This window comes from Desertibaculum subflavum (genome assembly GCA_003576705.1).
GTDB lineage: Bacteria > Pseudomonadota > Alphaproteobacteria > Ferrovibrionales > Ferrovibrionaceae > Desertibaculum > Desertibaculum subflavum.
In genome coordinates this window covers 1-19,799 of the sequence record QOZS01000011.1, presented here as the reverse complement: position 1 = coordinate 19,799, position 19,799 = coordinate 1, and the positions used below count along the sequence as shown (strand labels likewise).

The 19,799-nt window shown below is 68.4% G+C and carries 16 protein-coding genes and 1 riboswitch; of the genes, 11 read left to right on the top strand and 5 right to left on the bottom strand.

From position 1 onward, the window contains the following. Positions 1-45 precede the first annotated feature (45 nt). From DT074_RS07490 to DT074_RS07460, 7 genes are read left to right on the top strand one after another with little or no spacing between them, the layout of a single operon-like run. Positions 46-492: a hypothetical protein gene (locus DT074_RS07490; protein WP_119419212.1), complete on the top strand. Its 447-nt coding sequence runs from the start codon at positions 46-48 to the stop codon at positions 490-492. Continuing rightward, positions 489-2,411: a heme-binding protein gene (locus DT074_RS07485; protein ID WP_119419211.1), complete on the top strand. Its 1,923-nt coding sequence runs from the start codon at positions 489-491 to the stop codon at positions 2,409-2,411. The genes DT074_RS07490 and DT074_RS07485 overlap by 4 nt, the downstream gene beginning before the upstream one ends. A gap of 2 nt (positions 2,412-2,413) precedes the next feature. Then, positions 2,414-4,264, top strand: a complete 1,851-nt coding sequence (locus DT074_RS07480) for a hypothetical protein (protein WP_119419210.1) — start codon at positions 2,414-2,416, stop codon at positions 4,262-4,264. Between the two features lie 4 nt (positions 4,265-4,268). After that, positions 4,269-8,192 (top strand): multiheme c-type cytochrome, encoded by a 3,924-nt coding sequence (locus DT074_RS07475; protein WP_119419209.1) that lies wholly within the window; start codon positions 4,269-4,271, stop codon positions 8,190-8,192. Between the two features lie 53 nt (positions 8,193-8,245). After that, complete coding sequence (egtB, locus tag DT074_RS07470) at positions 8,246-9,538, top strand: ergothioneine biosynthesis protein EgtB (RefSeq protein ID WP_119419208.1); 1,293 nt, start codon at positions 8,246-8,248, stop codon at positions 9,536-9,538. Positions 9,539-9,542: 4 nt separating this feature from the next. After that, entirely contained in the window at positions 9,543-10,496 is a 954-nt protein-coding gene (gene egtD, locus DT074_RS07465) for an L-histidine N(alpha)-methyltransferase (protein WP_119419207.1), read from the top strand. A gap of 58 nt (positions 10,497-10,554) precedes the next feature. Next, the gene (locus DT074_RS07460; protein WP_119419206.1) at positions 10,555-11,145 is read left to right on the top strand and encodes a cold-shock protein; all 591 of its coding nucleotides are present in this window, start codon (positions 10,555-10,557) and stop codon (positions 11,143-11,145) included. 31 nt (positions 11,146-11,176) lie between these two features. On the opposite strand, the gene DT074_RS07455 is transcribed toward DT074_RS07460, so the two are convergent. The 4 genes from DT074_RS07455 to DT074_RS07440 form a co-directional block, all read right to left on the bottom strand. Further along, entirely contained in the window at positions 11,177-12,118 is a 942-nt protein-coding gene (locus DT074_RS07455) for an ABC transporter substrate-binding protein (protein ID WP_438503670.1), read from the bottom strand. Continuing rightward, complete coding sequence (locus DT074_RS07450) at positions 12,115-12,900, bottom strand: ABC transporter permease (protein WP_119419205.1); 786 nt, start codon at positions 12,898-12,900, stop codon at positions 12,115-12,117. Before DT074_RS07450 ends, DT074_RS07455 begins: the two co-directional genes overlap by 4 nt. Further along, a complete protein-coding gene (locus DT074_RS07445) occupies positions 12,897-13,649 on the bottom strand; it encodes an ABC transporter ATP-binding protein (RefSeq protein ID WP_119419204.1) in 753 nt (250 codons plus the stop codon). The genes DT074_RS07450 and DT074_RS07445 overlap by 4 nt, the downstream gene beginning before the upstream one ends. Next, positions 13,643-13,749: riboswitch (TPP riboswitch) on the bottom strand. It overlaps the preceding gene by 7 nt. 40 nt (positions 13,750-13,789) lie before the next feature. Further along, positions 13,790-14,920 (bottom strand): NAD(P)/FAD-dependent oxidoreductase, encoded by a 1,131-nt coding sequence (locus tag DT074_RS07440; protein WP_119419203.1) that lies wholly within the window; start codon positions 14,918-14,920, stop codon positions 13,790-13,792. 95 nt (positions 14,921-15,015) lie between these two features. Between DT074_RS07440 and DT074_RS07435 the strand changes: the two genes are divergently transcribed. The 3 genes from DT074_RS07435 to DT074_RS07425 are packed head-to-tail and all read left to right on the top strand — an operon-like array spanning position 15,016 to position 19,300. After that, positions 15,016-16,422 carry an amidase gene (locus DT074_RS07435; RefSeq protein ID WP_368744518.1) on the top strand — a complete coding sequence of 469 codons (1,407 nt, stop codon included), beginning with the start codon at positions 15,016-15,018 and terminating at the stop codon, positions 16,420-16,422. Continuing rightward, positions 16,419-17,900, top strand: a complete 1,482-nt coding sequence (locus DT074_RS07430) for an NAD(P)H-hydrate dehydratase (protein WP_119419201.1) — start codon at positions 16,419-16,421, stop codon at positions 17,898-17,900. Before DT074_RS07435 ends, DT074_RS07430 begins: the two co-directional genes overlap by 4 nt. After that, the gene (locus DT074_RS07425; RefSeq protein ID WP_119419200.1) at positions 17,897-19,300 is read left to right on the top strand and encodes a malonyl-CoA decarboxylase; all 1,404 of its coding nucleotides are present in this window, start codon (positions 17,897-17,899) and stop codon (positions 19,298-19,300) included. Before DT074_RS07430 ends, DT074_RS07425 begins: the two co-directional genes overlap by 4 nt. A 4-nt stretch (positions 19,301-19,304) precedes the next feature. On the opposite strand, the gene DT074_RS07420 is transcribed toward DT074_RS07425, so the two are convergent. After that, complete coding sequence (locus DT074_RS07420) at positions 19,305-19,526, bottom strand: biotin/lipoyl-binding carrier protein (protein ID WP_119419199.1); 222 nt, start codon at positions 19,524-19,526, stop codon at positions 19,305-19,307. Positions 19,527-19,615: 89 nt separating this feature from the next. On the opposite strand from DT074_RS07420, the gene DT074_RS07415 reads away from it, so the two are divergent. After that, positions 19,616-19,799 (top strand): glycosyltransferase (locus DT074_RS07415; RefSeq protein WP_162914701.1); only part of this gene is annotated, 184 nt, incomplete at its 3' end.

Below are 19,799 nucleotides of genomic sequence, written 5' to 3'. Positions count from 1 at the left end.
ATCAACGCATACATTCACATTGATGGTCGCAAAGGGGATTCGGGGGTGAAGGGTCGGCGGGGGATTGCGCAGAGCATCGCGATCGGCATTCTGGCGACCGCCGGACTGGCGGTCGCTGTGGCCGCGCATGCGGCGGACCGCCTGACCGAGACCGGCGCGCGGCTGGCGCCGGAAGTGGTCGCTGATCCGCGCAAAGCGGCGGTCACGCGTGTCGTCGATCTGCAGGGCGATGCGCCGAGCGCCACCTACCTGATTGCCCGCGACATGACCAACCGCATGCTGCAACGGACGAATGACGGCTACTGGGTCGCCTGGGACAGCAAGCTCACCTCGCTGATCGACAACCAGATCCAGCCGCAGAACGGCAAGTTGACCTACAAGGTGTTCGCCGAGGATATCAGCGCGGCGAAGTTCCCGCTTTCCGTCACCCTCGCCTACAAAGTGGGCAGTGTCGTGAAGTACGGTGTGTTTCCGATCCAGGTGACGCCATGAGTTTGGTTCGCCTCGCCCTCGCCTGCCTGGCTCTGCTGCTGCCGGCCGCGGTTGCGCGGGCGCAGGCCTCGCTGACCGCGGGCGAGGTGGATCGCATCATCGGCCAGGCGACCCAGGAAGCGGCGGCGCGCGCCGCGCCGGCGATCATCGCGGTGACCGACCGGGTCGGCAACGTGCTCGGCGTCTACGAGATGACCGGGGCGCCCTCGACGATCGCCATCGGCTCGCAGCGCATCCCCGGCGCCGGTCTGCAAGGCCTCGAGAACGTGCCGACCGGCGTGATCGATACCGAGCTCGGCGCTATCGCCAAGGCGGTGACCGGCGCCTATCTCTCCTCGGCGGGCCATGCCTTCACGACCCGCACGGCGAGCCAGATCGTGCAGCAGTTCTTCAACGTGGAGGAACGCGGCCAGCCGGGCGGGCCGCTCTTCGGCGTGCAGTTCTCCTCGCTGCCGTGTTCGGATTTTGTGATCTCGACCGCGGCCCAGACCATCGGGCCGAAACGCACGCCGCTCGGTCTTTCCGCCGATCCCGGCGGCTTTCCGCTGTACAAGAACGGGCTGGTCGTCGGCGGTATCGGCGTGATTTCCGACGGCCAGTACGGCCTCGATCTGCGCATCCGCGATTTCGATCGCCCCAACGACGAGCTGATCGCGCTGGCCGGTCAGTTCGGCTTCGAGCCGCCTTCCGATGTGCTGGCGTTCCGCCTGACGGTGGAAGGCAAGACATTGCGCTATTCCGATGTCGGCTTCGGTCATCTGGCGACCAACCCGGCGACGGCGACCGGGCCGACGGGCGGCGCCTATATCACAGTCACCAACTACACGACCGCAGCGGCGGCGGTCGCCGGCACCGCCTATGGCGACGCCGCCTCCGGCTTCCGCGCCGACGCCGCCAACCTGTACAACGTGTCGCCGACGCCGTTCATCGTGGTGGATAACGGCGATGCCAACCGCTATGCGCCGAAGGCCGGCGCCGTCGGCGTGACCTCGGGCGGCGCCGCCTCGACCCAGGCGCTGACCGCGCCCGAAGTAACCCAGATCATGGCGAGCGCTCTGCAGATCGCCTATGCCGGCCGCGCCCAGATCCGCCGTCCGCTACGCAGCTTCATCCAGGTGTCGATCGCGGTGACCGACACGACCGGCGACATCCTGGCCTTCGCGCGCACGCCGGACGCGCCGATTTTCGGCGCCGACGTCTCGGTGCAGAAGGCGCGCAGCGCCGCGTTCATTTCCGATCCGCGCACGGCGACGCGGCTCAATTCCGCGACCTGCGAGAACAATGCCTGCCTGGCGAGCCGCACGGTCGGCGGCCTGATCCCCGTCGTGCCGCTCAACTCCTATGTCACGGCGACCCAGAACTTCTTCAACAATGCCGGCATGCTGGCGGACGGCATCGCCTTCGGCGCGCGCTCGATCGGCAACCTGCACCGGCCGTTCTTCCCGGACGGTTTCGTGGACGGTGACAACGGGCCGCTCAGCAAGCCCTATTCGATCTGGAGCCCGTTCAATGTCGGCTTCCAGCTCGACCTCGTGATCGAGGACATCGTGCTGAACGCCGTCAATGCCGCGCATCCGGCGGCGGCGGCGCCGTTCTGCACGCCGCTCGACGCGCAGGTTTGGGGCGGGACCGCGCTCGCCAACGGCCTGCAGATCTTCGCCGGCGGCGTGCCGATCTTCAAGAACGGCGACCTGGTCGGCGCCATCGGCGTCTCCGGCGACGGCATCGACCAGGACGACATGATCTCGTTCCTCGGCGTGCACAATGCGGGTGTCATCCTCGGCAGTGGCGTCGGCAACGCGCCGGGTGACCGGCGCGCCAACAACCTGTCGCCGAAAGGCGTCAACCTCCGCTATGTCAGCTGCCCCTTCGCGCCGTTCAACGGTTCGCGCGATCAAGACCCGTGCGGGGACAAGTGAGGGTGCGGCAGGGGGCCTTTGCCGCGGCCGTCGCCGCCTTGCTTGCCGCGGCGCCGGCCTTCGCCGGCAAGGAGCGCATGCCGAGCCCGGTGCCGCCGCCGCAGGTCCAGCCCGTGACGGCACCGAAATCGAAGCCGGTTCTGACCCCGGCCCCGGGCAAGGGCGGCTTCGTCATGGCGCAAGGCGAGCGCCGCCGCCCCGGCGTCCCCGAGCGCGACGACCTGCAGGACCTGCCGCCGGTCGACCCGAGCGCGGTGCCGGCGCCGGCGCCCAACCTGCCGCGCGAAACCATCCCGATCCCCGATCGCTGGCGCCTGATCGAGAATATCGGCGTCAACGAGCGCTGGTGGGACCCCTATAGCCAGAACACGCTGAAGGGCGACCGGCCGATCTTCGACGACTGGTTCGTCAACCTGGCGGTTATCTCCGACACGATCTACGAGCCGCGCAGCTTCCCGACGCCGACCTCGCCCGCAACGAGCCCCCGGACCGGACAGTTCGCGCAGGTCGGCACGCAGCTCTTCGCGACGACGCTGATCCCGTCGATCTCCTTCATCAAGGGCAACACCGCCTACAAGCCGCCGGATTACGAGATCCGCTTCACGCCGGTGCTGAACTACAACCGCGCCGCCGCCGACGAGGAGCGGCTGCTGAAGATCCGCGCCTTCAAGAGCAAGGAGCGCGAGGACACCTTCATCGGCATCCAGGAAGGCTTCGTCGACTACCACATCCGCAACGTCTCCGACCGCTACGACTTCGATTCCGTGCGCGTCGGCATCCAGCCGTTCCAGTCGGATTTCCGCGGCTTCCTGTTCCAGGACCAACAGCTCGGCGTCCGCCTGTTCGGCAACCGCGCCAACAACATCTGGCAGTACAACCTCGCCGCCATCTGGCGGGTCGAGAAGGATACCAATTCCGGCCTCAACGACGTGACCCAGGAGCTGCGCAACGACTGGGTGCTGCAGGCCAATGTGTTCCGCCAGGACTTCCCCTTCATCGGCTTCACCAGCCAGGCGACGGTGATGTACAACCGGAACCGCGAAGGCAACGAGAGGCCGTATTTCAACAACAACGGCTTCCAGGAACGGCCTGCCCCGATCGGCGTGCAGCGCCCGCACAGCTACGACGTCGTCTATTTCGGCCTGAACGGCGACGGGCATTACGGCCGGCTCAACCTGACGACCTCGGCCTATTTCGCCTGGGGCAAGGACTATGCCGACCAGTTCCTGTCGCAGACCGAAAAGGTGAGCGCCGATATCCGCGCCTTCATGTTCGCGGCCGAGCCGTCGATCGACTTCTCGTGGATCCGCGTGCGCGGCTCGTTCATGTTTGCGAGCGGCGACGACGACCCGTTCGACGGCAAGCAGACCGGCTTCGACGCGATCTTCGAGAACCCGCAATTCGCCGGCGCCGATACCAGCTACTGGATCCGCCAGGCGGTGCCGCTGATCGGCGGCGGCGGTCTGCAGCTTTCCGGCCGCAACGGCCTGCTCAACTCGATGCGCACCTCCAAGGAGCAGGGCCAGGCGAACTTTAACAATCCCGGCCTGATCCTGGTCGGCGGCGGCGTCGATGTCGACGTGACGCCGGAGTTGCGCCTCACCACCAACATCAACCATCTCTCCTTCGTCAACACCGCGTCGATCGAGACGCTCCGCGTGCAGGCGCTGTCGTCCAACGATATCGGCTGGGACGTCTCGGTCGCGCTGACCTACCGGCCCGGCTTCATCCAGAACGTCGTGTTCCGCCTCTCCGGCGCCGTCCTGTTCGGCGGCCGGGCCTTCGAGGAGCTGTTCCAGACCAAGGACAACACGCTCTATTCCGTGCTCGCCAACCTGACCCTGACGTATTGAGCGGATGGTTTCGTTGCTCCCCCGCCTGACCGCGATCGCCGCCGCCCTGGCCCTGCTGGCCGGGGCCGGCGCGGCACTGGCGGCGAGCGGCGAGAAGCCGCGCGATATCCCGCATGTCACCGCGCCGGATGCACAGTTCCCGCAGAGCCCGGAAGCGGCGGCCCGCAACAGTCATGGCTGCATGTCGTGCCATACAGCGACCGATCAGCCGACCATGCACGCCAATCCGGCCATCATCATCGGCTGCACCGATTGCCATGGCGGCGATGCCTCGGTCTTCGCGCCCTCCGGCACGCATCAGGGCGATGCGCGCTACACGGCGGCGCAGGAGAAGGCGCATGTCCTGCCGCGCTATCCGGAGACCTGGGGCTATCCCTCCAGCGCCAATCCCAAGCGCTCCTACACGCTGTTCAACAAGGAAGCGCCGGAATACATCCGCTTCGTCAACCCGTCGGACTATCGCGTGGCGCGCGAGGCCTGCGGCGCCTGCCACCTGCCGATCATCCAGGCGTCGGAGCGCCACATCATGGCGACCGGTGCCATGCTGTGGGGCGGCGCCGCCTACAACAACGGCATCCTGCCCTACAAGAACTACATCCTGGGCGAGGCCTATACCCGCGACGGCCAGCCCGCCTCGGTGAAGAGCCCGGGCAATATCGAGCCCTGGATGACGGCGAAGAAGGGCATCCTGCCCCAATTCTTCCCGCTGCCGGCCTGGGAGGTGATTCCGCCGGGCGACATCTTCCGTGTGTTCGAGCGGGGCGGGCGCAACATCGTCACCCAGTTCCCCGAGATCGGCCTGCCGAGCCCGACCGGCCTGATCCAGCGCCTGGAGGAACCCGGCCGGCCCGATATCCGCCAGTCGATGCGCGGCGCCGGCACCGGGCTGCGCATCGCCGTGCCGGTGATCAACATCCACAAGACCCGCCTGAACGATCCGTTCATGTGGTTCCAGGGCACCAACGACCAGCCCGGCGACTTCCGCAATTCCGGCTGCGCCGGCTGCCATGTCGTCTATGCCAATGACCGCGATCCGCGGCATTCCGGGCCGTATTTCAAGTTCGGCTCGACCGGCACCTCGCGCACGCTCGACCCGACCATCCCGAAGAACCGGCCGGGGCACCCGCTCAAGCACGAATTCACCCGTTCGATCCCGACCGCGCAGTGCATGAACTGCCACATGCACCAGCCGAACATCTTCCTGAACTCGATGCTCGGCTACACGATGTGGGATTATGAATCCGACGCGCCGCCGATGTTTCCGGAGAAGCAGAAATACCCGACCCACGAGGAGGCGTTCCGCTGGCTCGACCGCAATCCGGAGGAGGCGGTGCTGCGCGGCAAGTGGTCGGACGTCAATTTCCTGAAGGACGTGGCGACGCTCAATCCGGACCTGAAGGACACCCAGTTCGCCGATTATCACGGCCATGGCTGGAACTTCCGCGCCATCTTCAAGCGCGACCGCAAGGGCAACCTGCTGGACGCCAAGGGCAACAAGATCTCAAACGAAGACCCCGAGAAGTTCAAGAAGGCGGTGCATATGTCGTCGGTGCATGTCGATGTCGGCATGCACTGCGTCGACTGCCACTTCGCGCAGGACAGTCACGGCAACGGCTACATGTACGGCGAAGTGGCGCCGGCGATCGAGATCCGCTGCAAGGATTGCCACGGCACGGCGGATGCGCACCCGGCCTTGCGCACCTCCGGACCGGCCGCGCCGCCGCAGGGGCACGACCTCGGCATCCTGCGCGTGCAGGACGGCCGCCGCCGCTTCGAATGGCGCGGCACCGGCTGCAATCTGCCGCGCGACCAGGACCGCGACTGCCGGCTCTATCAGCGCTCCGCGCTGTGGCCGGAACTCGAATGGGAGGTCAGCCTCGTCCGCGACACCGTCAACCCGCTGGACCCGCGCTACAACGCCAAGGCCGCCCGCGCCAAGCTGATGTCGAAGGGCGGCGCGATGAAATGGGGCGACGGCGTCAAGGCGGAGGACCGCGCCCACAAGGATGAGCAGATGGAATGCTTCACCTGCCATCTCTCGTGGACGACCAGCTGCGGCGGCTGCCATCTGCCGATCCAGGCCAACTGGAAGACCGTGCGCCACAAATATGAGGGCGGCGAGACGCGCAACTTCGCCACCTACAACCCGCAGGTGGCGCGCGATGAGATCTTCATGCTGGGCCGGCACCAGAACGTGAAGAACAACACGATCACGCCGGTCCGCTCCACCTCGGCGCTGGTGCTATCGTCGACCAACATCAATCGCGAGCGCATCTACATCCAGCAGCAGCCGATGGCGGCGTCGGGCTATTCGAGCCAGGCCTTCGCGCCGCACTATCCGCATACCGAGCGCAAGACCGAGACCAAGACCTGTTCCGACTGCCATATCTCCAAGGACAACGACAACAACGCCATCATGGCGCAGACGCTCGCGCTCGGGACCAACTTCATCAATTTCGTCGGCTTCAACGCCTGGGTCGGCGCCGAGGGCGGCGTCGAAGCGGTGCAGGTCACCGAGTGGGACGAACCGCAGGCGGTGATCGGCAGCTGGCTGCACAAGCACGCCTATCCGGATTTCTACCAGCAGCATCTCGACCGTGGCCGCAAGCTGCACTTCGAAGATGCCGCCTTTGGCGCCTTCACCCATTCGGGCGGGCGCGCGGGCTGCGTGCAGCTGCAGGGCGAATACCTCTACGTCGCCGAGGGCGCGTCCGGATTCCAGGCCTATGACGTTGCCTCGATCGCCAACAAGGGCATCAGCCAGCGCATCATCACCGCGCCGTTCGGGCCGCTCGGCCACGACACGCATATCGGCACGAAGAATGCGACCTGCGTCGCGCTTCCTTCGGCCGCGCAGGCGGTCGCGCCGATGCGCCAGAAGAAGGACGAAGCGACGAAAAAGCTGATGTACGAGGCGAACCAGGAGCAGCCGTTCCACCCGATCTACGACTACGCCTTCGTCACCGACGCCGAGGAAGGCCTGATCCTGGTCGACATCAACACGATGCGGGACGGCGATCCGCTCAACAACTTCCTGAAGCGGGCGCTGACCTGGAACGAGGGCGGCGTGCTGAACGGCGCGCGCCACATCACCATCGCCGGCAGCAACATGTATGTCACCGCCGATGCCGGCGTCGTGGTGCTCGACCTGGACAAGCCGATGCAGCCGCGGCTGCGCGCCGTGCTGCCGTTCAACCGCGCGCATTCGACGGCGTTGCAGTTCCGTTATCTTTTCGTGACCGATGCCGACGGCTTCCACGTCGTCGACGTCACCAATGTCGACAAGCCGCAGAAGGTCGCCGGCGCGACCGTGCCCCTGAAGCAGGCGCACCGCATCTATGTCGCGCGGGCCTATGCCTATGTCGCGGCCGGCAGCGAGGGCCTCGCCATCATCGATATCGAGCGGGCGGAGCAGCCGAAAGTCTACGAAATGTATACCGCCGGCGGCCAGATCACCGATGCGCAGGACGTCGTCGTCGGCTCCACCAATGCGACCGCCTATGCCTATATCGCCGACGGCCGCAACGGCCTCAAGGTCATCTCGCTCACCGCGCCGCAGAATCAGCCGAATTTCTACGGCTTCAATCCGGATCCGAAGCCCGAACTGATCGCGTGGTGGCCGACCAAATGGCCGGCGCTTTCGCTTTCGAAAGGCATCGACCGCGACCGCGGCGTCGACGAAACCGGCCATCAGATCGCGGTTTTCGGACGGGTCGGCTCGCGTCCCTTCAATTTGCAGGATCAGCAGGCGCTTTACCTGGACAAAGACGGCAAACCCTGGTTCGTTGACGACGAGGTTCGGTTGCAGGATTTCGTCGGCAACCCGAACCGCCGCCCGCGCGTGTCCGCCACGTCGCGTGCGGTCGAGGCGCAGCCGATCGAGGCCCCTTCGGGGGCGGGCGCGGCGGGCTTCCGCTTCCGGCGCTGACCTCGGCGCCGCGCGGAACCCGCGCGGCAAATCGGCGTTATGGAGGCGTGCGCATGCTCCAATCGACGGTTCCCCGTCCATCACAGGATTCCGCCGAGGGGTCCGCCCGGTCCGACCGTGCGCTGCTGGCCGAGCGCTATGCAGCGGTGCGCAACACCTCCATGGCCTTGACCGTCGGCCTCGCGCCGGAGGACCAGGTCATCCAGACCATGCCGGATGTCAGTCCGACCAAGTGGCATCTCGCGCATACCACCTGGTTCCTCGAGACCTTCCTGCTGACGCCGTTCGCGCCCGGCTACGAGGTATTCGATCCGAGCTTCGGTTATCTCTTCAACTCGTATTACGAAGCGATCGGCGAGCGGCATCCGCGCCCGGCGCGCGGGCTCCTGTCGCGGCCGACCGTGGGCGAGGTCGGTCGCTATCGCGCCGCGGTCGACGAGGCGATGCAGGCCTGGCTCGGGGGCGTCGATGCGCCGCGCTTCGCGGCGGCGGCGCCGATTCTCGAAATCGGCCTCCATCACGAGCAGCAGCATCAGGAGCTTCTGCTCACCGATATCAAGCACGTGCTGGCGCAGAACCCGGTGATGCCGGCCTACCGGGCCGCGGCGCCGGCGAAGCGGCCGCAACTCGGCCTCGACGGCTGGTGGGACCACGAGGGCGGGCTGGTCGAGATCGGCCATGCCGGCGCGGGTTTCGCCTTCGACAACGAGAGCCCGCGCCACCGCCAGTATCTGCCGCCCTTCCGCCTCGCGCGCCGGCTCGTCACCGCGGGCCAGTATCTCGACTTCATCCGCGATGGCGGCTATCGCCGGCCGGAACTCTGGCTTTCCGACGGATGGGCGGCGATCAAGGAGCGTGGTTGGGCGGCGCCGCTCTACTGGATCGAGACCGAGGGCGGCGCCTACGACCTGCTGACCTTGAACGGCCGGCGCCCACTCGATCCCTCCGAGCCGGTCGTGCATGTCAGCTTTTACGAGGCGGAAGCCTTCGCGAACTGGACCGGATTCCGGCTGCCGATGGAGGCGGAGTGGGAAGTCGTTGCCGCCGGCCGCCAGGTCGCCGGCAACTTCCTCGATGCCGGCCACTACCATCCGACCGGCGAGGGCGGGCATCTCTACGGCGATGCCTGGGTCTGGACCCGCAGCGCCTATCAGCCTTATCCGGGCTACCGCGCGGCGGAAGGCGCGCTCGGCGAATACAACGGCAAGTTCATGTCGGGCCAGATGGTGCTGCGCGGCGGCTCCTGCGCGACGCCGGACGGCCATGTCCGTGCGACCTATCGCAACTTCTTCCCGCCCGATGCGCGCTGGCAGTTCAGCGGCATCCGGCTGGCCGCGGATGTCTGAGCGCATGGCAGGCGATCTCGCCGTCATCGATCTGGCGCCGCCGCCGGACGATTACGCCCAGGCGCTGCTCGAAGGCTTCGCCGGCCCGCAACGGCGTATCCCCTGCCGTTTCCTCTACGACGACGAAGGCTCGCGCCTGTTCGAGCGCATCACCGAGCTGCCGGAATATTACCCGACGCGGACGGAGATGGGTCTTCTCTCGGCCCATGCGCGCGAGATCGCCAAGCTCGCCGGACCGAAGGTCGAGGTGGTGGAGCTCGGCGCCGGGGCGAGCCGCAAGGTCCGGCTTCTGCTCGACGCGCTCGAGGCGCCGGCCGGCTATCTCGGCATCGATGTCGCCCGCACCGCGCTGACGGAGGCCTGCACGGCGCTGGCGCGTGACTACAAGTCGATGAAGGTGCGGGCGCTGGTCGCCGATTTCACCGATGTCGACCGCCTGCCGCCGCCGAACGGCTGGCGGCTGGCTTTCTTTCCCGGCTCCACTATCGGCAATTTCCCGCCGGAGCAGGCGGCGGGCCTGCTCGACCGCTGGCGGCGGCTTCTGGCCGGCAGCGACATGGTCATCGGGGTCGATCTGCAGAAGGATCCGTCCGTCCTGCTGCCGGCCTACGACGACGCGGCCGGCGTCACCGCCGCCTTCAACCTGAACCTGCTGGCGCGCGCCAACCGCGAGGCTGGCGCCGATTTCGATCTCGCCGGCTTTCGCCATGTCGTCCACTACGAGCCGGCGCTCGGCCGAATGTCGCTCTATCTGGAAAGCCTGCGCGACCAGCAGGTCGCGATTGCCGGCCGACCGTTCCGTCTCGATGCCGGAGAGCGGATACACACCGAGGATTCCTGGAAATACACGCTCGACGGATTCCGGGACTTGGTCACGCGCGCGGGCTTCGAGCATCTGCGCGCCTGGACCGACGATCGATTGCGCTTCAGCCTCCACTACTTGCGCGGCCGGCTTTGAGCTTGCCCATTGATGTGGCATTATCGCCCTGCGTGCGACAAGAACACGCAGGGAGGCTATGGTACAGGAACTGGGGGGTGACGCCTCGCTGGTGGAGGAGCTTTTCACCATTCGAGGCACCGTAAAGTGGTTCAACCCGGCAAAAGGGTTCGGGTTCGTGACGCCTGAGGACGGGTCGGGAGATGTGTTCATGCACCTCTCCAGCCTGCGCCAATCGGGCTACGAGGCCGCGCCCGATGGCGCCAGTATCGTCTGTGAGGCGGCCCGGCGGGCCAAGGGCGTGCAAGTGGTCCGGATTGTCGAGCTTGGTGCAGCACCGTCGCCGATGCGGCCGCCCGAATTCGGGTTGCCCATGGACGACCACGCGGCCCCGATGGGCTTCGGCTATCCGCGGCCCCGACCCAAGCCACGGTTCCCGCCGGTGGTCGGCGAAGGCGAGTTCCAGACGGCGACGGTGAAGTGGTTCAGCCCGGCCAAGGGCTACGGCTTCCTCACCAGCGGCGAAGGCGAACAGGACATCTTCATCCATGTCGCCGTGCTGCGCCGCCAGGGGCTCAGCGACCTTCTGCCCGGACAGACGGTGCAGGTCCGCGTCGGCCAGGGCCCGAAAGGGCCGCAGGCCGCCGAGGTCCAGCTGGTCCCGAGCTAGGGGGCGAACCGACGGCCGTGCCGCCCGTGGTTCAGGGCGCGGCCGGCAGTTCCACGGCATAGGCCGAGGCCGGCAGTGCCTTCGGTATGATCTTCTGCGCCTCCAGGAAGCGGGCGAAGCGTTCGTAGCGCGCCATGTCGACGGCGCCGGGGCGAAGCGCGAAGCGCGGCAAGGTGTCGGCCCAGGCGCGGCGGTTCAGCTCGTCGTCGAGCTGGCCGCGACCCTTGATGAACAACGCCCAGGCCTCCTTGGGATGGTTCAACATGTACTGCACCGCGTCCTCGATGGCGTCGACGAAGCGGCGCAGCTTCGGATCGGTGATCCGGTCGGTCTTGGCGACGAAGATCAGCTCGTCATAGGGCGGCACGCCTTCCTCCTCGACATAGAAGGCGCGGCCGGGACGCTTCTCGATCGCCATCTGGTTCAGCTCGAAATTGCGGAAGGCGCCGATCACCGCGTCGACCTTGCCGGACAGGATCGAGGGCGACAGGCTGAAATTGACGTTGATCAGGGTCACGTCCTTCAGCGCGAGGCCATGCCTCGCCAGCATGGTGCCGAGCACCGCTTCCTCGAAGCCGCCGACCGAGAAGCCGATCTTGCGGCCCTTCAGGTCGGCGATCTGCTTGATCGGGCCGTCGGCCAGCACGACCAGCGAGTTGAGCGGCGTCGCCACCAGCGTGCCGATGCGCTTCAAGGGCAGATTTTCGGCGACCTGCAGATGCAGCTGCGGCTGATAGCTGACCGCGATATCCGCCTTGCCTGCGGCGACCAGCTTCGGCGGGTCGTTCGGATCGGCCGGCGCGATCAGCTCGACATTCAGGCCGCGGCTGGAAAAGCCGCCGCGCTCCAGCGCGACGTAGAGCGGTCCGTGATCCGGGTTGACGAACCAGTCCAGCATCACCGTCAGCTTCTCCTGCGCCGCGGCGGTGCCGCTCATCAGCAGCGCAAGAGCAACGATCAAGGCACGCATCATCCAGTCTCCGTTGACAGTAGATCGGTGGAAGCATCCGGCGCCCAGGGCACCAGCCGGCGGACCAGGCGGTCGACCGCGAGGTAGAGCAGGGTCGCCATGACCGCGAGAACCAGCAGCGCGGCGAACATCAGGTCCACCTGCAGCCGCGCATTGGCGTGCAGCATCAGGTAGCCGAGGCCGGCGGAGGAGCCGACCCATTCGCCGATCACGGCGCCGATCGGGGCCACGCCGGCGGCGACGCGAAGGCCGCTGCCCAGCGCCGGCAGCGCGGCCGGCAGGCGGATGCGGAACAGGATGCGCGCCGCGCCGCCGCGCCGGCCGGCGGTCATGGTCTGCGCAAGATCGATCCAGCCGGGCTCGGTCCGCTTCAGCCCGTCATGCAGCGCGATGGCGACCGGGAAGAAGATCACTAGCGCCGCCATGGCGATCTTCGACGTCAGGCCATAGCCGAGCCACAGCACCAGCAGCGGGGCGATGGCGAAGACCGGCACCGCCTGGCTCGCGATCACCAGCGGCAGCAACCAGCGGCGCGCCGTCGCGCTGGCGGCCAGCGTCAGCGCCAGCAGGGTGCCGAGGCCTCCGCCGACCACGAAGCCGAGCAGGATCTCGACCAAGGTCGTCACCGCATGCTCGAACAGCAGATCGCCGCGCGCGGCGAAGGCGGCGGCGATGCGTGTCGGGGCGGGCAGGATGAAATGCGGCACGCCGGTCGCCCGCACCACCAGCTCCCAGATCGCCAGCAGGCCGAGCGCGATGGCGAGCGGGCGGGCGAGGCGGATCATGCCGTCACCTCGGCGCCGAGCTCGGCCAACAGGCGCCGTTGCAGCGCGGCCATCGCCGGCTCGGTCGGATCGCGCGGCGGATCGCCGGGCGGCGTCAATTGCTGACTGAATTCAGCCGGTGCGCCGCGCATCACCACGACCGCGTGGCCGAGCCGGAGCGCCTCCGCGGGATCGTGGGTGACGAGCAGGACGGCGCGGCCGGCGAGCAGTCGCGCCGCCTCCGCCTGCAGGCGATGCCGGGTTAGCGCGTCGAGCGCGGCGAAGGGCTCGTCCATCAGCACGACCGGCTTGTCCTCATAGAGCGTGCGCGCCAGCGCGACGCGTTGGCGCATGCCGCCGGAGAGCTTGGCCGGGAGCATGGCGGCGGCCTCGGCGAGGCCGACCAGCCGGAGCAGCGCCTGGGCACGTTCGCGGTCGGGTGGCTCGCCGCGCAGCCTCGAGCCGAGGGTCACGTTGCCAAGCGCATCGCTCCACGGCAGCAGGCCGGCATCCTGCCCCATCCAGGCGACCCGGCCCGCGAGGGGGCGGCCGTCGTCGCCTTCGATGCGGCCGGCATCGGGCGTGAGCAGGCCGGCGATGGCCTTGAGCAGCGTGCTCTTGCCGATGCCGCTCGGACCGAGCAGGCAGGTGATGCGGCCGGGCGCGAGGTCGAGATCGACCTCGCGGATCAGCGCCGCGCCGCCATAGCTCAAGGTAAGCGCGCGAAGGCGGACGCCTAGTGGCGTCGCAACGGCGACACGATCCTGCATGAATCACGCATCCCTACGCCGGTCCTAACCGGATCAGGTTCTAGGGGTCGTTCCGGGATGGAACCTCTCAGCCGCGTGGGCGGCTCCCCCTGCTGGTGCTGGCAATATAGTGACGGCAGAACGGGCTGTCGCCCCCTGCATTACCGCAATCTTTGCGGAGCGAGGTCGGCGGGGGTGATGCCGAGCGCGGCGACATCCGCGGGCAGGGCCTCGCGGCGCGCCAGGGCGGCGGCGATGCGGCCCATGGCGGGGGCGGTCTGGATGCCGTAGCCGCCCTGGCCGGCGAGCCAAAAGAAGCCCTCGACCTTGTCGTCGAAGCCGACCACCGGCGTCTTGTCCTTCACGAAGCTGCGCAGGCCTGCCCAGCGATGGGTGATGCGGCGGATGTCCAGCGTGGTCGCGGTCATCACGCGGTCGACGCAGATCGCCACATCCATCTCGTCCGGCTGCGCGTCGCAGGGGTCGGACGGCGTCTCGTCGGCGGGGGAGGCGAGGATGCGGCCGGCTTCCGGCTTGATGTACCACTGCTCGTCGGCGTCGATCACCGCCGGCCAATGCGTAATATCGGCGCCGGAAGGCGGGTCGAAGGTGAGCGCCGTGCGCCGCTTCGGCACCAGGCCGATCGGCGCGGCGCCAACCATCCCGCCCACCACGTCGGCCCAGGCGCCGGCGGCGTTGACAACCACGGGGGCGGTGAAACCGCCCGCCGCAGTCTCCAGCTTCCATTCGCCATTGATGCGCGAGAGTCCGCGCAGCTCCGCGTCGGTGATCACGCTGCCGCCGCGCGCGCGCAGGCCCTTCAGATAGCCCTGGTGCAGCGCGTGCACGTCGATATCCATGTCGTCCGGCACCATGATTGCGGCGACGGCATGTTCGGGCCGGAGGATCGGCACCATGCGCCGCACCTCCTCGCCGGTCAGGCGCCGGATGCTGCCGACCAGCTGGCGGCCCTCCTCATAGGCGCGGTCGAGCGCTGCCTGCTGGTCGGCACGGCCGATGATGACGGTGCCGCGCGGCGACAGCATCGGATGGTCGGTGAAACCCGGCGGCGGTTGCATGTACATCGCCCGCGACGCCGTGGTGATGGCGCGGATCACCTGGTTGCCGTAGGTCTCGGCATAGAGCGCGGCCGAGCGGCCGGTCGTGTGGTAGCCGGGCTGGCTCTCGCGCTCCAGCACGATCACGCGCCCTTTGGCGGCCAACTCATAGGCCGCCGAGGCGCCGGCCATGCCGGCGCCGATCACGATAAACTCCGCCCCCGTCCCGCTCATTTCGCACTCCGAACATGGCCGCTTGGCATTGCCCGCCGCGGCGCGCGGGGCGACAATGCCGACAGGTTGAACTTGTGGTCAACGGGGGTAGCGCAGTGGCATCCGATCCGGCCGATCTTTCCGCCGTCGAACTGGTCGATCTCTACCGGGCAAAGCAGCTTTCGCCGGTGGAGGCGACGGAAGCCGTCTACGCCCGCATCGACAAGGTCAATCCGGTCGTCAACGCCTTCATCGTGATCGACCGCGAGAGCGGCATGCGGGATGCCCGCGCCGCCGAGGCGCGCTGGAAGGCCGGCACGCCCCTGAGCCCGATCGACGGCGTGCCGACCTCGATCAAGGATCTGGTGCTGACCAAGGGCTGGCCGACCATGCGCGGCTCGCGCATCACTGACAGGGCGCAGCCCTGGGATGTCGACGCGCCGCTGACCGCGCGGCTCCGCGAGGCCGGCGCGGTGCTGCTCGGCAAGACCACCACGCCGGATTACGGCTGGAAAGGCCTCGGCGACAGCCCGCTGACCGGCATCACCCGCAATCCGTGGAAGCTCGACCGCACCACCGGCGGCTCCAGCGCCGGCGCGGCGGCGGCGGCGGTGACCGGCATGAGCCCGCTCGCCAGCGGCAGCGATGGCGGCGGCTCGATCCGCATCCCGGCCGGCTTCACCGGCTGCTACGGCATCAAGCCGCATTTCGGCCGCGTGCCGGCCTGGCCGGCGAGCCCGTTCGGCACGGTATCGCATAACGGCCCGATGACCCGCACGGTGCGCGACAGCGCCCTGATGCTGAACATCATGGCGAAGCCGGATCCGCGCGACTGGTATTCGCTGCCCTATGACGGGCGCGACTACACGGCCGATCTCGAGGCCGGGGTGAAGGGCCTGAAGATCGCTTTCAGTCCCAATCTCGGCTACGCGCCGGTCGATCCCGAGATCGCGGCGAGCGTCGCCAAGGCGGCCAAGGCCTTCGAGGAGCTGGGCGCGCATGTGGAGCAAGCCGATCCCGGCTTCGACGATCCATACGCGTATTTCTGGACGCTCTGGATCGCCGGCGCCTTCAATGCGCTGGGCGGCCTGCCGAAGGCGAAGCGCGACCTGCTGGACCCCGGCCTGAACGACAGTGTCGAGGCGGGATCCAAGGTCGGGCTGAAGACCTATCTGAACGCGGTCGGCGAGCGTCAGGATCTCGGCGTCAAGATGCGCGAGTTCAATCAGCGCTACGACCTGCTGCTGACGCCGTCGCTGTCGGTGCCGGCGTTGAAGCATGGCGAGATGGTGCCGGCGGGGTGGAAGCACGGCGACACCTGGCCCAGCTGGACGCCGTTCTCCTACCCCTTCAACCTGACGCAGCAGCCGGCCGCCTCGATCCCCTGCGGCTTCACCCGGGAAGGCCTGCCGATCGGCCTCCATATCGTCGGCCCGGCCTTCCGGGAGGATCTGGTGCTGCGCGCGAGCCGCGCCTATGAGACGGTCTACTCGATCGCCAAGGAAAAGCCGCCGCTCACATGATCGAGCTGCTCCGCGTCGCCGAGATGTACCGCGCCGACGCGGCGGCGATCGCATCCGGCGTCCCCGGCATCGACCTGATGGAGCGTGCCGGCGCCGGCATCGCGCAGGCGATCCTGGCGCGCTGGACGCGGCGGCCGGTCGCGGTGCTGTGCGGCCCCGGCAACAATGGTGGCGATGGTTTCGTCGTCGCCCGCCTGCTGGCCGAACGCGGCTGGCCGGTGCGGCTCGCGCTGCTCGGCGCGCGCGAGGCCTTGAAGGGCGATGCGGCGCTGGCGGCGAAGCGATGGACCGGCACCGCCGAGGCGCTGACGCCGGCGGCTCTCGACGGCGCCGGCCTGATCGTCGATGCGCTGTTCGGCGCCGGATTGGCGCGGCCGCTCGAAGGGGAGGCGGCGGCCGTGGCGGAGACGGCCAATCTGACCGGTCTTCCGATCGTGGCGGTCGACGTGCCGAGCGGCGTCAACGGCGATACCGGCCGCGCCGAAGGCCCGGCCGTGCAGGCCACGCTGACGGTCACCTTCTTCCGCCGCAAGCCGGGGCATCTGCTGATGCCGGGACGGCGGCTGTGCGGCGAGACGCAGATCGTCGATATCGGCATCTCCGGAGATGTGCTGCGGGAGATCAAGCCGCAGGGCCGCGCCAACGAGCCGGCCGCCTTCGCGCGCGACTTTCCCTGGCCGGCAACGGAGGGGCACAAATACGCGCGCGGCCACGCGGTGGTGGTGAGCGGCGGGCCGGCAGCGACCGGTGCCGCCAAGCTCGCCGCCAGGGCGGCGCTGCGCATCGGCGCCGGCCTCGTGACCGTCGCCGCGCCGCCGGATTCGATCCCGGCGCTCGCGGGCACGCTGCAGTCGGTGATGACGCGGCCGGTGCAGGGCGCGCCGGGTCTCGCCACCATGCTGGCCGACCGGCGACTGAATGCGATCCTGCTCGGCCCCGGCAACGGTGTGTCTCCGCTGACGCGCCAGCGCGTGCTGGCGGCTCTGGCGACGGGCCGCGGGGTGGTTCTGGATGCCGACGCCATCAGCGCTTTCGCAGGCGACACGGCGGAATTGTTCGCGGCGATCAAGGGCCCCTGCGTGCTGACGCCGCACGATGGCGAGTTTGCGCGCCTGTTCGACGCATCCGGTGATCGCCTCACGCGCACCTTGGCGGCTGCGGCGAAGAGCGGCGCCGTCGTGGTGCTGAAGGGTCCCGACACGGTGATCGCCGCGCCCGACGGCCGCTATGCGATCAATGCCAATGCGCCGCCGAGCCTCGCCACCGCCGGATCGGGCGATGTGCTGGCCGGATTGATCGCCGGGCTCCTGGCGCAGGGTATGGCCGCGTTCGAGGCCGCGTCGGCCGGCGTATGGCTGCATGGCGCGGCTGCTGCTGCTTTTGGTCACGGCTTGATCGCCGAGGATCTGCCGGACCTCGTGCCCGCGGCGCTCCGCGCCTTGCTTGCGTCACAACCATCCGCGACACTTGCCCCATGAACCAGACGCTCGCCGCCTCGCTGCTGGACCGCATCAACCGCGCCTTCCGCGACGTGGCGGAGACCGCGCGCACCTTGCGCGGCGTTTCCTATCGCGAGGACCTGCCGGACGGTGATATCGAGCGGCTGCAGCAGCAGATCGACGGCTGCGTCGAGGCTCGTGGCGGCGAGGTCACCTCGCGCGCCCGTGCCGCCGAGCTCGGCCAAGTCTACCTCGCGCTGAACGCGCAGGGCCGCAAGCGCTTCCTGCGGCTTCTGATCGAGCGCTACGGGATCGACCGCGCGCGGCTTGCCAACGCCATCGAGACCTGGCGCGGCGCCGCCGAGGCGAAGGACGAGGGACGGGCGCTCGCCGCCATGCGCAACGCGCTGGAAAGCCCGGCGATGCGCCTGCTCGCGCAGTTCACCGCGCTGCCGCAGGGCGTCAAGTTCCTGGTCGACCTGCGCGCCAACCTGCTGGACCTGGTGGCGGAGGATGCGCGCTTCGGCGAGTTGGCCGAGGATCTGCGCCGGCTGCTCGCCGGCTGGTTCGATGTCGGCTTCCTCAATCTGGAGCGCATCACCTGGCGCTCGCCGGCGGTGCTGCTGGAGAAGCTGGTCGACTACGAGGCGGTGCACGAGATCCGCTCCTGGCGCGATCTCAAGAATCGGCTCGATTCCGACCGGCGCTGCTTCGCCTTCTTCCATCCGCGCATGCCGGACGAGCCGCTGATCTTCGTCGAGGTGGCGCTGGTCGACGGCACGGCGGCCTCGATCCAGGCGCTGCTGGACGACAAGCAGCCGACGCACGATCCGCGCACGGCGGATGCCGCGATCTTCTACTCGATCTCCAACTGCCAGAAGGGCCTGGCCGGCGTCAGCTTCGGCAACTTCCTGATCAAGCGCGTCGCCGACGAGCTGGCGCGCGAGCTGCCGAACCTGAAGACCTTCGCGACCTTGTCGCCGGTCCCCGGCTTCCGCGCCTGGCTGGACCGCGAGATCGCCGCCGACAGGCCGGACCTGTTGACGGCATCCGACCGCGAGACGCTGTCGTCGCTGATCGAAGGCGAGGTGACGCCGAAGGCCTTTGCCAGGCTGCTGGAGCGCAAGGACTGGCGCGATGTGCCGGCGCTGCGCGAGGCGCTGAAGACGGTGCTGACCCGGCTCTGCGCCCGCTATCTGGTGAAGGAGAAGGAGCGCGGGCGGGCGATCGACCCGGTGGCGCGCTTCCATCTCGCCAACGGCGCCCGCATCGAGCGCATCAATTTCCTCGGCGACACGTCACGCAAGGGCATGCGCCAGGCGATCGGCCTGATGGTGAACTACCGCTACAAGCTGGACGAGGTGGAGGCCAACCACGAGGCCTATAGCGAGGGCCGCGTGGTGGCCCATCCGAGCGTTGCCAAGCAGGCAAAAGGATAGGCGGCTATTTCTCCAGCCGGGCGACGACCTGGCCTTCCTTCACGCTGTCGCCTTCGGCGACCAGGATCTCCTTCAACGTGCCGCCGGCCGGCGCCATCACCGGGATCTCCATCTTCATCGATTCCAGGGTGAGGATGGTGTCGTCCTCGCCGAGCTTGTCGCCCGGACTGGTGTCCAGCTTCCACACCTTGCCGGTGATTTCCGACTTCACATCGATCAGCGCCACGGCCGTCTTCCCTCCTGGGCATGTTACTTGGGGTTTCCTCGCCTTGTTCGTAGCTTACACGCCCTGTTGGAAGCAAGGCGGGAGCTCTGGTGATCGCGATCGGGGCCGTGGTGCCGACCCTCGATGCCGCCGGGACGCTGGGTGCGACCCTGGACGCGCTGCGCCAGGGCGGGGCCGGCGACGTCGTGGTGGTCGACGGCGGCTCGCGCGACGCGACGGCGGCGGTTGCCCGGGCGCGCGGTGCCCGGGTGCTGACGGCGCCGCGCGGGCGGG

Coding starts and splice junctions, on each gene's coding strand:
- DT074_RS07485 (WP_119419211.1), top strand. CDS start 489: ATGAGTTTGGTTCGCCTCGCCCTCGCCTGCCTGGCTCTGCTGCTGCCG.
- DT074_RS07475 (WP_119419209.1), top strand. CDS start 4,269: ATGGTTTCGTTGCTCCCCCGCCTGACCGCGATCGCCGCCGCCCTGGCC.
- egtB (WP_119419208.1), top strand. CDS start 8,246: ATGCTCCAATCGACGGTTCCCCGTCCATCACAGGATTCCGCCGAGGGG.
- egtD (WP_119419207.1), top strand. CDS start 9,543: ATGGCAGGCGATCTCGCCGTCATCGATCTGGCGCCGCCGCCGGACGAT.
- DT074_RS07460 (WP_119419206.1), top strand. CDS start 10,555: ATGGTACAGGAACTGGGGGGTGACGCCTCGCTGGTGGAGGAGCTTTTC.
- DT074_RS07455 (WP_438503670.1), bottom strand. CDS start 12,118: ATGATGCGTGCCTTGATCGTTGCTCTTGCGCTGCTGATGAGCGGCACC.
- DT074_RS07450 (WP_119419205.1), bottom strand. CDS start 12,900: ATGATCCGCCTCGCCCGCCCGCTCGCCATCGCGCTCGGCCTGCTGGCG.
- DT074_RS07445 (WP_119419204.1), bottom strand. CDS start 13,649: ATGCAGGATCGTGTCGCCGTTGCGACGCCACTAGGCGTCCGCCTTCGC.
- DT074_RS07440 (WP_119419203.1), bottom strand. CDS start 14,920: ATGAGCGGGACGGGGGCGGAGTTTATCGTGATCGGCGCCGGCATGGCC.
- DT074_RS07430 (WP_119419201.1), top strand. CDS start 16,419: ATGATCGAGCTGCTCCGCGTCGCCGAGATGTACCGCGCCGACGCGGCG.
- DT074_RS07425 (WP_119419200.1), top strand. CDS start 17,897: ATGAACCAGACGCTCGCCGCCTCGCTGCTGGACCGCATCAACCGCGCC.